Source organism: Kitasatospora sp. NPDC058170 (assembly GCF_042883905.1).
GTDB lineage: Bacteria > Actinomycetota > Actinomycetes > Streptomycetales > Streptomycetaceae > Kitasatospora.
In genome coordinates, this window is sequence record NZ_JBHVUV010000031.1 from 26687 (window position 1) to 39912 (window position 13226).

Annotated in this window: 10 protein-coding genes; all 10 read right to left on the minus strand. The window is 72.0% G+C overall.

Annotated features, from left to right (window positions below; genetic code table 11):
- Positions 1-87: 87 nt before the first annotated feature.
- The 10 genes from ACFVVX_RS29930 to ACFVVX_RS29975 all read right to left on the minus strand — a co-directional run bounded on the left by ACFVVX_RS29930 (position 88) and on the right by ACFVVX_RS29975 (position 13182).
- Entirely contained in the window at positions 88-1170 is a 1083-nt protein-coding gene (locus ACFVVX_RS29930) for a carbohydrate ABC transporter permease (protein ID WP_387950110.1), read from the minus strand.
- On the minus strand, positions 1167-2174 hold the full coding sequence (locus ACFVVX_RS29935) for a carbohydrate ABC transporter permease (protein ID WP_387950112.1): 1008 nt from the start codon (positions 2172-2174) through the stop codon (positions 1167-1169). The genes ACFVVX_RS29930 and ACFVVX_RS29935 overlap by 4 nt, the downstream gene beginning before the upstream one ends.
- A 206-nt stretch (positions 2175-2380) precedes the next feature.
- Positions 2381-3766 (minus strand): ABC transporter substrate-binding protein, encoded by a 1386-nt coding sequence (locus ACFVVX_RS29940; protein WP_387950113.1) that lies wholly within the window; start codon positions 3764-3766, stop codon positions 2381-2383.
- Positions 3767-4111: 345 nt separating this feature from the next.
- Positions 4112-5335: a cytochrome P450 gene (locus ACFVVX_RS29945; protein WP_387950114.1), complete on the minus strand. Its 1224-nt coding sequence runs from the start codon at positions 5333-5335 to the stop codon at positions 4112-4114.
- Positions 5336-5506: 171 nt separating this feature from the next.
- Positions 5507-6751 (minus strand): cytochrome P450, encoded by a 1245-nt coding sequence (locus ACFVVX_RS29950; RefSeq protein ID WP_387950116.1) that lies wholly within the window; start codon positions 6749-6751, stop codon positions 5507-5509.
- The gene (locus ACFVVX_RS29955) at positions 6748-7386 is read right to left on the minus strand and encodes an ATP/GTP-binding protein (RefSeq protein WP_387950118.1); all 639 of its coding nucleotides are present in this window, start codon (positions 7384-7386) and stop codon (positions 6748-6750) included. The genes ACFVVX_RS29950 and ACFVVX_RS29955 overlap by 4 nt, the downstream gene beginning before the upstream one ends.
- Positions 7367-7735 carry a DUF742 domain-containing protein gene (locus ACFVVX_RS29960; protein ID WP_387950120.1) on the minus strand — a complete coding sequence of 123 codons (369 nt, stop codon included), beginning with the start codon at positions 7733-7735 and terminating at the stop codon, positions 7367-7369. Before ACFVVX_RS29960 ends, ACFVVX_RS29955 begins: the two co-directional genes overlap by 20 nt.
- On the minus strand, positions 7732-8166 hold the full coding sequence (locus ACFVVX_RS29965; protein ID WP_387950122.1) for a roadblock/LC7 domain-containing protein: 435 nt from the start codon (positions 8164-8166) through the stop codon (positions 7732-7734). The genes ACFVVX_RS29960 and ACFVVX_RS29965 overlap by 4 nt, the downstream gene beginning before the upstream one ends.
- Entirely contained in the window at positions 8166-9914 is a 1749-nt protein-coding gene (locus ACFVVX_RS29970; protein ID WP_387950124.1) for a sensor histidine kinase, read from the minus strand. The genes ACFVVX_RS29965 and ACFVVX_RS29970 overlap by 1 nt, the downstream gene beginning before the upstream one ends.
- Before the next feature lie 376 nt (positions 9915-10290).
- On the minus strand, positions 10291-13182 hold the full coding sequence (locus ACFVVX_RS29975; RefSeq protein ID WP_387950125.1) for a vitamin B12-dependent ribonucleotide reductase: 2892 nt from the start codon (positions 13180-13182) through the stop codon (positions 10291-10293).
- Positions 13183-13226 lie beyond the last annotated feature (44 nt).

Below are 13226 nucleotides of genomic sequence, written 5' to 3' on the forward strand. Positions count from 1 at the left end.
TACCGCAGCGGGTCCTTCACCGCCGGTCCGAAAGTCGTCGGACGCGTCCCGAACGGCACCACGGTGTCGCTGTGGTGCCGGAGCCGGCTACCCCTTGACGGACCCGGCCAGCAGACCGCGGACGAAGTACCGCTGGAGTGCGAAGAAGACCGCCAGCGGGATCACGATCGACAGGAACGCCCCCGCGGTCAGCAGCTCCCAGCGCCCGCCGAAGGAGCCGGACAGCTGCGCCAGCCGGACCGTCATCGGCGCCACCTCGGGCGTGCCGCCGGCGAAGGTCAGCGCCACCAGCAGGTCGTTCCAGACCCAGAGGAACTGGAAGATCGCGAAGGAGGCCAGCGCCGGGGTGCAGAGCGGCAGCACGATCGAACGGAAGATCTTGAAGTGCGAGGCGCCGTCCACCACCGCCGCCTCCATCAGGTCGCGCGGCAGCTGGGAGATGAAGTTGTGCAGCAGGAAGATCGCCAGCGGCAGCGCGAACATGGTGTGCGCGATCCACACCGGCGCGTAGGTGCCCTTGAAGTCCACCGCCGGGATGATCGTCAGCGGCCCCAGGTGGGCACCGCCGGAGAACAGCCGCAGCAGCGGGATCAGCGCCATCTGGATCGGCACCACCTGGAGCGCGAACACCGCGAAGAACACCGTGTCGCTGCCGCGGAACCGCACCCAGGCCAGCCCGTACGCGGCCATCGCCGCCAGGACCAGCGGGAACAGGGTCGCCGGGACGCTGATCGCCAGCGAGTTCACCAGGAAGGGCAGCAGGCCGGTGCTCACGCCGGAGCCGCCCTCGAACAGCACGGTGTGGTAGTTGGAGAGCCCGAGGTCGGGGTGGAGGAGGACGTTCCACCAGCCGTCGGCGGTGACGTCCTTCTTGGGGCGCAGCGAGGTGGCCAGCAGCCCGAGGGTGGGGATGGTCCACAGCACCGTCACCGCGATCACGAAGACCGAGGCGAGCGGGCTGCTGAAGGCCTTGCGGACGTCCCGCACGGAACCGGAACCGGAACCGTCACCGGAACCCGAACCGGAACCGGAGCCGGGCCGGGCATCCGCAACGGGCCGGGCGTCCGCGGCAGGCGGGGCACCCGCGACCGGCACCGCGTCGGCGACGGGAGAGGCGTCGGCGACGCCCTTGGAGCGACGGCGGCGGATGGGTGTGCGGCGCTCGCTCATCGGACTCCACGCTCCTTGCGCAGCTGGACGATGTTGTAGGCCACCAGCGGCAGCACGGCCAGGAAGAGGATCACCGCGAGTGCGCTGCCCCGCCCGGTGTTGAACTGCACGAACGACTGCGAGTACATCTCGTTGGCCAGCACCTGGGTGCCGAAGTTGCCACCGGTCATGGTGCGGACGATGTCGAAGGCCTTCAGCGTGGTGATCATGACGGTGGTGAGGACGACGACCACCGTGGTGCGGATCATCGGCACCGTCACGTACCAGAACAGCCGCACCCCGCCCGCGCCGTCCAGCCGGGCGGCCTCGGTGACCTCGTCCGGAATCGCCTTGATCGCGGCCGACAGCACCACCATCGCGAAGCCGGTCTGCACCCAGACCATGACCGCCATCAGCAGGAAGGTGTTGAGCGGTTGGGAGAGCATCCAGTTCGGCGGGTGCTCCCAGCCGAGGCCGATCGCGAGCTGGCTGAGCAGGCCGATCTGCTGTTGCGAGGCATCACGGGACTCGTAGACGAACTTGAAGATGATCGAGGCGCCGACCAGGGAGATCGCCATCGGCATGAAGATCAGCGACTTGTACAGCGCCTGACCGCGCATCCGGTCCACCAGCAGCGCCAGCACCAGGCCGAGGCCGGTGGCCGCCAGCGGCGCGACCACCAGCCAGAGCAGGGTGTTGACCAGCACCTCCTGCACCGAGTCGGTGGTGAACGCCCAGCCGAAGTTCTCACCGCCGACGAACCGGCTGCTGTCGTCGCTGTAGAGGCTCAGGTAGACGGTGCGCACCAGCGGCACGACGAGGCCGACGAGCAGCAGCAGCGCCGCCGGGCCGAGGAAGACCGCCACGGACAGCGGTCGGGCGATCCGGCCGGTGGCCCGGCCGGCGGCGAGGAACACCAGCAGGAGGATGCCGAGGAAGCCCGCGATGGCGCCGAAGCTGTTGCCGAACTTGACGGCCGCGTCGCCCCAGGCGCCGTCGGCGAGCGCGGAAGCGGTGAGGGACATGGCTGCGCGGTCCTTTCCCTGCGGAGGGCGGAGAGCACCCTGCGGACGTGGAAGCGGAAGCGAGACGAAGACGGAAACGGAAACGGGATCGGGATCGGGATCGGGATCGGGGTGGAGGCAGCTCCCGGAGCACGGAGAGAGGGGCGGGCGGTGCGGGTGGGTGGCCCCGCACCGCCCTCGACAGGTGGTCCTGGTGGGGAAGGCCGCTACTGCGGCCAGGCCGCGTCGATGTCGGCGGCGGTCTTCTGGATGGACTGGCCCTCGGCGAACCAGGCGGTCAGCGACTTCCACTCCTGCCCGGCGCCGACCGCGGCGGGCATCAGGTCCGAGCCGTCGAAGCGGAAGGTCGCGGCCGGGTCGGTGAGCGCGTCGGCGGAGAGCCGGTCGATCGGGTCGGTGTACAGGCTCTTGTCCACGCCCTGGTTGGCCGAGACCCAGCCGGTGGCGGTCCTCACCCGGCTGCTCGCCCAGTCGGCGCTGGACAGGTAGTTCTGCACCGCCTGCACCTCGGGCCGACTCGCGAAGGCGGTCAGGAACTCACCGCCGCCCTCCACCGGGTTGGGCACCGCCGGGTTCACGGCCGGCAGGTGGAAGGCGAAGATGTCGCCGTCCGGGCCGACCTTGGTGTCCTTGGGCCACTGCGCCTTGTAGAAGGAGGCCTGCTGGAGCATGGCGCACTTGCCGGTGAGGATCGGCGCGCCCGCGTCCTGGAAGGTCGTGGTGGCGATCGACTTCACGTCGCCGTACCCGCCGTTGACCCAGGCGGGGTTCTGCATCCAGTCCGCGATGGTCCGCATCGCTGTGGTGATCTTCTCGTCGGAGAACTTCACCTTGTGGCTCACCCACTGGTCGTACACCTCGCCGCCGTAGGTGCCCAGCACCACCTCCTCCAGCCAGTCGGTGGCGGGCCAGCCGGTGGCCGTTCCGGAGGCGATGCCGCCGCACCACGGCTTGGTGGCACCGGCCTTGGCGATCCGGTCGCTGAGCGCCATCAGATCGGCCCAGGTCTTCGGCACCTCGTAGCCGGCCTGCTTGAAGGCCTTCGGCGAGTACCAGACCAGCGACTTCATGTTGGCGCTCATCGGCGCCGCGTAGAACGTGCCGTTGACCGAGCCGTAGGTCTTCCAGACCGGGCTCCACCTGTCCTGGTTGGCGGCGGTCTGCTCGGGCGGCTTGACCACCTTGCCGCTCTTCACCATCTGGGCCAGCAGGCCGGGCTGCGGGATGATCGCGAAGTCCGGGGCGTTGCCGCCGGTCACCCGCACCGGGAGCTGCGACTCGAAGTCGTTGGACCCCTCATAACTGATCTTGATGCCCGTACATTTGGCGAACTCCGACCAGGACTTCTCCAGGTTGTCCGACTCCGGGCTGAGGATCGACGCGAAAACGGTCACCGTGCTGCCCGAATGGCCCGCATACGGCTGGTACTTGGCGCAGTCCCCCGCGAGGGTCTGCGTACCGCCCGAGCCACCGCCCGAACTGCTCGAACTGTTGGAACAGGCCGCCGTCAGTGCCAGCGCCGCCAGCAGGGCGGGAACGGCGATCGGACGGCGGCGGGAACGTGTGGACGGCTCGGTCGGGCTGGGGGTCAATGCGGTCCTCCTCGCCAGGGCGTGAACGCCTCGTACGACAGACCCTGCAGTGCGACGGACCCGCAGGGGGACAGAACGGCAGTGCGCTGTACCGGAGATCGACATGTACCCGGCGGGCTGGCCGGTTTGACGACGTTAACGCAGCAGCCACCCGCCGCCAAGGTCCGCGTTCGACCTTCATCGGCAAGTGCCCCACTCGTGACCCGTCCGTGCGCGCCTCCGCGCGCCCGACAGGGCCGCTCGGCCCGGCCCGCTCGGGGCGGGCCGGGCACCGCCTTCGCAACGTCCCAGCCTTCGCGACGTCGCAGCCCTCGGACCGGCCCGACCGCCGGCCCGGCGCGGTCGTCAGAACAGCCGGACCGGGATCTCCCGCAGGCTGTTCACCACCAGCGACGGACTCGGCCGCAGCTCGCCGTCCGGCACCGCCAGGGCCAGGTCCGGGAACCGCTCGAACAGCGCCGGCAGCGCCACCCCCGCCTCCAGGCGCGCCAGCGGCGAACCCGGGCAGACGTGCGGACCGTGGCCGAAGGACAGGTGCCGGATCGGATCCCGGGTGATGTCGAACAGCTCGGCCGTCACCCCGTGCTGCGCCGGGTCCCGGCCGATCGCGTTGTACGAGACCAGCACCGGCTCGCCCTTGGGGATCACCACCCCGCCGACCCCGTCGACCCCGCCGACCTCGATCGCCTCGGCGGCGAACCGGAACAGGAAGTTGCTGGTCGGCGGCGTCCAGCGGAGCGACTCCTCCACCACCGCGTCCCAGCCGATCTCGCCGGAGCGCACCAGCGCCAGCTGGTCCGGGTGCGCCAGCAGCGCCCGGACGGCGTTGCCGATCAGGTTGACCGTGGTCTCGTGCCCCGCCGCGATGATCACCCGCAGGGTGGCCGCCGCCTCCGCGTCGCTCAGCGCCCCGCCCTCGGTGTCCGCCGCCAGCAGCACACTGGCCAGGTCGTCGCCGGGGGCCGAACGGCGCTGCGCCACCAGGTCGTTGACGAAGGCGTTCAGCCCGGCGATGGTCGCCTGGATGCCCTCCGGGTTCGGGCGGGTGCCGAAGAACCGCTCGTACAGGTCGCGCAGGTGGCCGTGGTCGGACTCCGGGACGCCGAGCAGCGAGCAGATCACCGTCATCGGCAGCGGGAAGGCGAAGGCCGTCTTGAGGTCCACCACCGGCTCGCCCGCCGCCAGCGCCTCCAGCAGCGCGTGGGTGGTCTCCTCCACCCGGGGGCGCATCAGCTCCACCCGGCGCGGGGTGAACGCCTGCGCCACCAGCGCCCGCAGCCGCCGGTGCTCGGCGCCGTCGGTGGTCACCATGCTCGGACCGGGCACCGCCAGGCCGATCAGCGGCCAGGTCTTCGGTACCTCGCCGCGCTGGTACGCGGCCCAGTGCGCGGCGTCCTTCACCAGGCGGGCGTCGGTCAGCAGTTCACGCGCGGCCGCGTGCTGCGTCACCGCCCAGGCGGCGACCCCGCCGGGCAGCTCCACGGCCACCGCCGGGCCGGCGGCGCGCAGCAGGGCACCCTCGGCGGCGTTGTCGCCCGCCAGCGGGTCGAGGGCGATCGGGGCGGTCATCGGCACAGCTCTCCTTGGGTCGCTCTGTTCTTGAAACGGGCCGGCACGGGCGGGCGGGCGCGGGCCGCCGGACAGCACAGGCCCGGCCCGGCCCGGCCGCGGGAACGCCGGGAACACCCGGGACTCCGGGGCCCGGGGGCTCGGGGGCTCGGGGGCTCTCGGGACGCAGGCTCAGACCGAGTAGCCCGGACTGAACGACACCGGCAGCGCCACCAGCCCGCGCACCCAGGCCGACGGCCGCCACACCAGCGCGTGCTCCGCCACCGCCAGCCGCAGGTCCGGCAGCCGGTCCAGCAGCACCTCGATCGCCATGGTGGCGATCACCTCGGCCGCCTCCTGCGCCGGGAACGGGCAGCCGTGCTCGCCGTACGAGTAGCTCAGGTGCGCCCGGTTGCCCTCGGCCGGCCTGCCGTCCGGCCGACGGACCGACGGGTCCGCGTTCGCCCCCGCCAGGCCCAGCAGCACCATGTCCCCGGCGGCGATCCGCTGCCCGCCGAGCTGGGTGTCCCGGGTCGCCCAGCGCCCGGCGAAGATCTGCGTCGGAGTGTCCTCCCAGAGCGCCTCGTTCAGCGCCTGGCTGATGCTGCGCCGACCGCCGGAGAGCGAGGCGGCGAAGCGCTCGTCGGTGAGCATCAGCCGCAGCGCGTTGGAGATCCAGTACGAGCAGGGCTGGTGGCCGGCGATCAGCAGCACCCGCAGGTCCCGCATGATCTCGTCGTGCTCCAGGCCCGCCTCGTGCTGCAGCATCGCGGTCGCGATGTCGTTGCCGGGGTGCTCCGCCTTCTCCCGCACCACGTCGAGCATCACGGCCAGCAGCCGCTGCGCTCCGGCGGGCGCGTCCGGCCCGCCGTCCAGCATCGTCAGCAGCGCCTCGGTCAGGACCGGCGCCTGCTCCTCGCTCAGCCCGAGCAGCCGGCAGAGCACCAGCAGCGGCATCCGGTGGGCGTACTCGGCGACCAGGTCGGCCTCGCCGCGCCCCGCGAACCCGTCGATCAGCCGGTCGGCGACCTCCTCGCAGTGCTTGCGCAGCTCGTACGGGTCGATGGCGGCGAGCGCGTCGGTGACGGCCCGGGAGCGGCGGACGTGCTCCTCGCCCTCGGCGTACAGGATCGACGGCACCGGGGCCATCATCGGCTTCAGCGGCCAGTTCTCGGGGATGTCCGCCCAGGCGTTCCAGCGGGCCGAGTCGCGGCCGAACAGCTGCGGCTGGCCGGTGACCAGCTGCAGCTCGCGGTAGCCGATCACCAGCCAGGCGGGGACGCCGCCGGCCAGCTCGACCGGCGCGACCGGGCCGTGCGCGGCCCGCAGCTCGCGGTACAGCTGGGCGGGGTCGGTCTGGAAGCGCGGCCCGTACAGCGGGGTGGCGCCGGCGTGCGCCGGGCAGCCCGGGGGCGGGGTGGCGGCGGGCTCGGTCACGGGGTGCTCTCCTGGTACACGGCGGTGGTGGCGGCCTGGGCCTCGACCCGGGCGGCCAGGTGGCGGACGAGTTCGATCAGCACGCGCTTGCCGTCCTCGCGGTCGCGGGCGTCGCAGTCGACCAACGGGATGCCGGCGGGCAGGTCGAGCGCCTCGCGGACCTGGTCGAGCGTGTGGGTCGGGTCGCCGAAGTTGTTGCGCGCCACGATGAACGGCGTGCCGTGGTGCTCCAGCCGGTCGATGGCGTACCAGGACTCCTCCAGCCGCCGGGTGTCCACCAGGACGACCGCGCCGAGCGCGCCGCTGAACAGCCGGTCCCAGAGGAACCAGAAGCGTTCCTGCCCGGGAGCGCCGAACAGGTACAGCACCTGGCTGGCGGAGAGGGTGATCCGCCCGAAGTCGAAGGCGACGGTGGTGGAGCGCTTGCCCCAGGCGTCCGAGGGGTCGTCGATGCCCTCGCCCGCCCTGGTCATCGTCTCCTCGGTGTTCAGCGGCCGGATCTCGCTGACCGCGCCGACCAGGGTGGTCTTGCCGACCCCGAAGCCGCCGACCACGACGATCTTCAGCGCGTTGTCGGCGGTGCCACGCAGCGGGGTGCGCCGGGACGCCGGGGCGTCAGAGCTGTTGGAGTCCATGGAGCACCTGCTTCAGCGTGTCGAGATCGGGCAACCGGGCCTTGTTGGGCGCGAACCTGGGGTGCCGGGCGGTGACCGCCCCGGTCTCCAGCAGGTCGCCGAGCAGGATCTTCACCACCGAGATCGGCAGCGCCAGTTCGGCGGCCACCTCGACGACGGCGACCGGCGCCTCGCACATCCGCAGGATGCGCGCGTGCTCCGACTGCATGCCCGGCACCGGCTCGCGCTCGGCCACGATCAGGGTGACCAGGTCGAAGGCGTTCTCCGGCGAACGGCTGCGGCCCCGGGTGATGGTGTAGAGGCGGTCCGGGTCGTCGTCACGCCCCGGCAGGACCGGCCGCCCGCTCATGCCGGGGCGCTCCCGTCCGCCACCGCGTTCCCGGTGTCCCGGGCCGGAGCGCTGAGATGGACCCCGATCTGCTCGATCAGGCCGTGCATGTTGTGGCCGACCACGCCCACGTCGGCGTCGTCGTCCGTGACCACCGCGAGGTGCGCGCCCTCGCCGGCCGCCACGATGCAGAGGATGCCGCCGTGGAACTCGGTCATCGACTGCCGCACACCGCCGCTGCCGTCGCCGAACTCGATCGAGGCGCCGTGCGCCAGGCTCTGCATTCCGGAGGCGATCGCCGCCAACTGGTCGGCCTGGTCAGCGGTGAGGCCCGCGGTGTGGCAGAGCTTGAGGCCGTCGGCGGAGAGCACCAGGGCGTGCCGGGTGCCGGGGGTGGCGGTCAGCAGGTTGTCCAACAGCCAGTCGAGGTCGCGATCGGTGGCGGTGCTCATCAGGAGTCCTTCTCGGTGACGGGGGAGGCGTCGGAGGTGGTGTCCGTGGTGTCCGTGGTGTCCGTGGTGCCTGAGGTACCAGTGGTGCCTGGGGTGCCGGTGGTTCCGAGGGTGTCCGTGGTGCCGGACCGGGGGGTGTCGACGGGGGTCCGGGCCTGCTGTGCGGCCTTGCGGAAGGCGCCGAACCGGGCGGCGGCGCCCACCGCGTCGGCGCGGGCCGGCTTCGCGGCGGGGGCCGCGGCCGGGGTGGTCGCCGCGAGCGTCTGCCCGCGGCGGCGCTGCGGCAGTCCGCTCTCGGTGACCGGGACGGCCACGGGCACCTGGGCGGGCGCGGCGGCGGGCGGGTCGGCCGCCGGGGTGGGCGCAGGAGTGAGCGCTGGGGTGAGCGCGGGGCGCGCGGACACCGCCGGGCGCGGGGGCGCGGGCACCGGCGCAGTCGTCACGACGGGCCCCGCGGCCGGCTCCGGAGCGACGTGGGCGACCAGCTGCTGCGGGATCAGCACCACCACCCCGGTACCACCGCGCGCCGACGGCCGGAAGGAGATCTGCAGACCGTACTTGCGGGCCAGCGAACCGACCACCGCGAGACCGAGCCGGGTACCGGCCGAGAGCATGGTGAGGTCCAACGGCTCCGCGCCCACGGCCCGTTCGGCCCGCCGCAGCCAACTGTCGCTCAGGCCCAGCCCGCTGTCCTCGACGGTGATCACCAGCCCGGCCGGCACCTCCTCGACGTAGACGTGCACCTCGGCCGGCGGGGCGGAGAAGTTGGTCGCGTTGTCCAGGAGTTCGGCGAGCGCGTGCATCACGCCCTCGGCGGCGAACCCGGCGACGGCCGCGGTGCTGGCGTTGTGCAGCCGCACCCGCTGGTAGGCGCCGATCCGCCCGAGCGCACCGCGCAGCACCGACTCCACCGCGATCGGCTTCGCCCAGCGCCGCCCCGAGCGGGCGCCGGTGAGCACCGCGATGCTGTCGGCCATCCGGCCCGCCTGCGCGGTCGAGTGGTCCAGGCGCAACAGATCGCCCAGCACCTCCTCGTCGTGACGGTGCTGCATCTCCCGCAGCTCGGCGTGCATGCTGGTGGCCAGCGCCTGGACGCGGCCGGCGGCGGTCGCGCAGACCGCGAGTGCGGCGGCCCGCAGCCGTTCGCCCTTCCCGACCTCGTCGGCGACGACGCGCAGCAGCGCGTACTGGGGGTGCGTACGGTGCCCGGCGAGCGCACTGTCCACGGACGCGCCGTCGCGGAGCCTCTTCACCACCTCGGGCAGGACCTCGTCGGCGAGCCGGTCCAGTTCGGCCCGCGCGGCCCGCTCCTCCTCGGCCTCCGCCCGCAGCCGGGCCAGCTCGGCGTGGGCGGCCGCCACCTCGGCGCCCGCCCGGGCCAGTTCCTCCCGGGCGGCGTCCCGCTCGGCGCGCGCGGCGGCGGCATCGGCGCGGGCCGCCGTCTGGGCGTTCCGGGCGGCGTCGACCGCCACCAGGCCCGCCATGGTCTCGGCCTGCTGCCCGGCCAGGTCGGCCGCCAGCCGGCGGGAGCGCTCGGCACCGGCCGCCGCGAGGCCGACCGCGATCAGCCAGAGCACCGCGACCGCGCACACGGCGGCGGCGGTGAACGGCTGATGGGCCGCCAGCGCCCGACGGACGCCCACCGGCGCGGCGACCGCCGCCAGCAGGACGGCCCCCGCGGTCAGGGCCGCGGTACGCGCGGCGGGCCGCCGGGGCGACGCGCCATCGGTGCTGGTGCGTTCTCTCATCGGTGCGGTCCTCGGCAGCGGCGGCGGGCGTCGACGGACTGACGCCGACAGCGGACGGGCGAATGCGCGACCGCCCGGCCGACGTGATTAAACGTCTCCGGGCGGCTGATCGGTTCACGCAGTCGGCAGATCATATCTATTGAGGATGTGGCCTCAACTGGAGAGTTGACGGTCAGTCTCATTCATTCACGCTGCGTACACCGAACCACGACCCCTCCCCCGCACCTCGGTCACCCCGCCCCCGCCTCCGCCGTGACACCTCCGGGGAGCCGCCCGCCCGTGCGCATGCAGAAGAGGCGGGGCGAGGACACGAAGTCCTCGCCCCGCCTCAACGGCAGGTCACCTCACCAGGTGAGGGCCGGGGTCGAGCCCGGTATCAGCTGCAGCCGCTGGTGGAGCCGCAGCCCTCGCAGAGGTAGCAGCTGCCGGCGCGGCGCATCTTGGTGCCGCAGGAGAAGCAGAGCGGGGCGTCGGCGTTGAGGCCGAGCTGGATCTCCAGCAGCTCCGTCGAGTTGTGGGCCTGCGCCGGGGCCGCCTTGGGGGCCTCGACCGCGGCGGGCTTGGCCGGGGCGGCCGGGGCGGCGGCAGCGCGCGGGGCGGACTGGGCGAGGGACTCGGTGTCCAGCTCCTCCTCGGCCTCCAGCGGCTCGTAGGAGCCCGTCTCCAGGTGGCGCTGGCGCTCCTCGACGGAGTGGATGCCCAGCGCGGAGCGGGTCTCGAACGGCAGGAAGTCCAGCGCCAGGCGGCGGAAGATGTAGTCGACGATCGACTGCGCCATCCGCACGTCCGGGTCGTCGGTCAGACCGGCCGGCTCGAAGCGCATGTTGGTGAACTTCGAGACGTAGGTCTCCAGCGGCACGCCGTACTGGAGGCCGACCGAGACGGCGATGGAGAAGGCGTCCATCATGCCCGCGAGGGTCGAGCCCTGCTTGGACATCTTCAGGAAGACCTCGCCGAGGCCGTCGTCCGGGTAGGAGTTGGCAGTCATGTAACCCTCGGCGCCACCGACCGCGAAGGAGGTGGTGATGCCCGGGCGGCCCTTGGGCAGGCGCTTGCGGACGGGCCGGTACTCGACGACCTTCTCGACCGCGGCCGGGGCGGACTCCGCCTTGGCCTCGTCGTCCTTCTTCTTCGCCGACAGCGGCTGGCCTACCTTCGAGTTCTCGCGGTAGATGGCGAGCGCCTTGACGCCCATCTTCCACGCCTCGAAGTAGATCTCCTCGACGTCCTCGACGTCCGCGGAGGCCGGCATGTTCACCGTCTTGGAGATGGCGCCCGAGATCCAGGGCTGGATCGCCGCCATCATCCGCACGTGCCCCATCGGGGAGATGGAGCGCTCGCCCATCGCGCAGTCGAAGACCTCGTAGTGCGCGGGCTTCAGCCCGGGCGCGTCCACCACGTTGCCGTGCTCGGCGATGTGGGCGACGATCGCCTCGACCTGCTCGGCCTGGTAGCCGAGGCGCTTCAGCGCGCGCGGGACGGTGCCGTTGACGATCTGCATCGAGCCGCCGCCGACGAGCTTCTTGAACTTGACCAGCGCCAGGTCGGGCTCCACACCGGTGGTGTCGCAGTCCATCATCAGGCCGATGGTGCCGGTCGGCGCGAGCACCGAGGCCTGCGCGTTGCGGAAGCCGTTCTCCGCGCCGAGGCGGAGCACGTCGCCCCAGGTCTCGGTGGCGGCGGCCCAGACGGGGGCGTCCAGGTCGCCCAGCGCGACGGCCGCCCGGGAGGCGTCCGCGTGCTGGTGCATGACCCGCTGGTGCGGGGCGGCGTTGCGGGCGTAACCGTCGTACGGGCCGACGACACCGGCGAGTTCGGCGCCGCGGCGGTACGCGGTGCCGGTCATCAGCGAGGTGATGGCGCCGGCCAGGGCGCGGCCGCCCTCGCTGTCGTAGGCGTGGCCGGTGGCCATCAGCAGCGCGCCGAGGTTGGCGTAGCCGATGCCGAGCTGGCGGTAGGCGCGGGTGGTCTCGCCGATCTTCTCGGTCGGGAAGTCGGCGAAGCAGATCGAGATGTCCATCGCGGTGATGACCAGCTCGACGACCTTGGCGAAGCGCTCGGCGTCGAAGGAGTCGTCGTCGCGCAGGAACTTCATCAGGTTCAGCGAGGCGAGGTTGCAGCTGGAGTTGTCCAGGTGCATGTACTCGGAGCAGGGGTTGGACGCGTTGATGCGGCCGGACTCCGGGCAGGTGTGCCAGTGGTTGATGGTGGAGTCGTACTGGATGCCCGGGTCGGCACAGGCCCAGGCGGCCTCGGCCATCTTGCGGAAGAGCTTCTTCGCGTCGACGGTCTCGATGACCTCGCCGGTCATCCGGGCGCGCAGGCCGAATTCGGTGCCGTTCTCGACGGCGGTCATGAATTCGTCGGAGACGCGGACCGAGTTGTTGGCGTTCTGGTACTGGACGGAGGTGATGTCGTCCCCGCCGAGGTCCATGTCGAAGCCCGCGTCGCGCAGGGCGCGGATCTTCTCCTCCTCCTTCACCTTGGTCTCGATGAAGGCCTCGACGTCGGGGTGGTCGACGTCCAGCACGACCATCTTGGCCGCGCGGCGGGTGGCACCACCGGACTTGATGGTGCCGGCGGAGGCGTCCGCGCCGCGCATGAAGGAGACCGGGCCGGAGGCGTTGCCGCCGGAGGAGAGCAGCTCCTTGGAGGAGCGGATGCGGGAGAGGTTGAGGCCGGCGCCGGAGCCGCCCTTGAAGATCATGCCCTCTTCCTTGTACCAGTCGAGGATCGACTCCATGGAGTCGTCGACGGCCAGGATGAAGCAGGCGCTGACCTGCTGGGGCTGCTTGGTGCCGACGTTGAACCAGACCGGCGAGTTGAAGCTGAACACCTGGTGGAGGAGGGCGTGGGTCAGCTCGTGCTCGAAGACCTCGGCGTCACCGGGGGTGGCGAAGTAGCCGTTCTTCTCGCCGGCGGCGCGGTAGGTGAGCACCACGCGGTCGATGATCTGCTTGAGGCTCCACTCGCGCTGCGGGGTGCCGACCGCGCCGCGGAAGTACTTGGACGTCACGATGTTGACGGCGTTGACCGACCAGGAGTCGGGGAACTCGACGCCGCGCTGCTCGAAGTTGATCGAGCCGTCGCGCCAGTTGGTCATGACGACGTCGCGCCGCTCCCAGCGGACCTCGTCGTAGGGGTGGACGCCAGGGGTGGTGTGGATGCGCTCGATCCGCAGACCGCCCTTGGGCGCCTTGCCGGCGCCCTTGGCCGCGGCCTTGTCGGACTTCGACCCGCGTGCGGAACCGCTCGTGGTGTCTGTCACTTCTCGCTCCTCCTCCTGGGCAAACGCCCAAAGTGCCCTGAAAA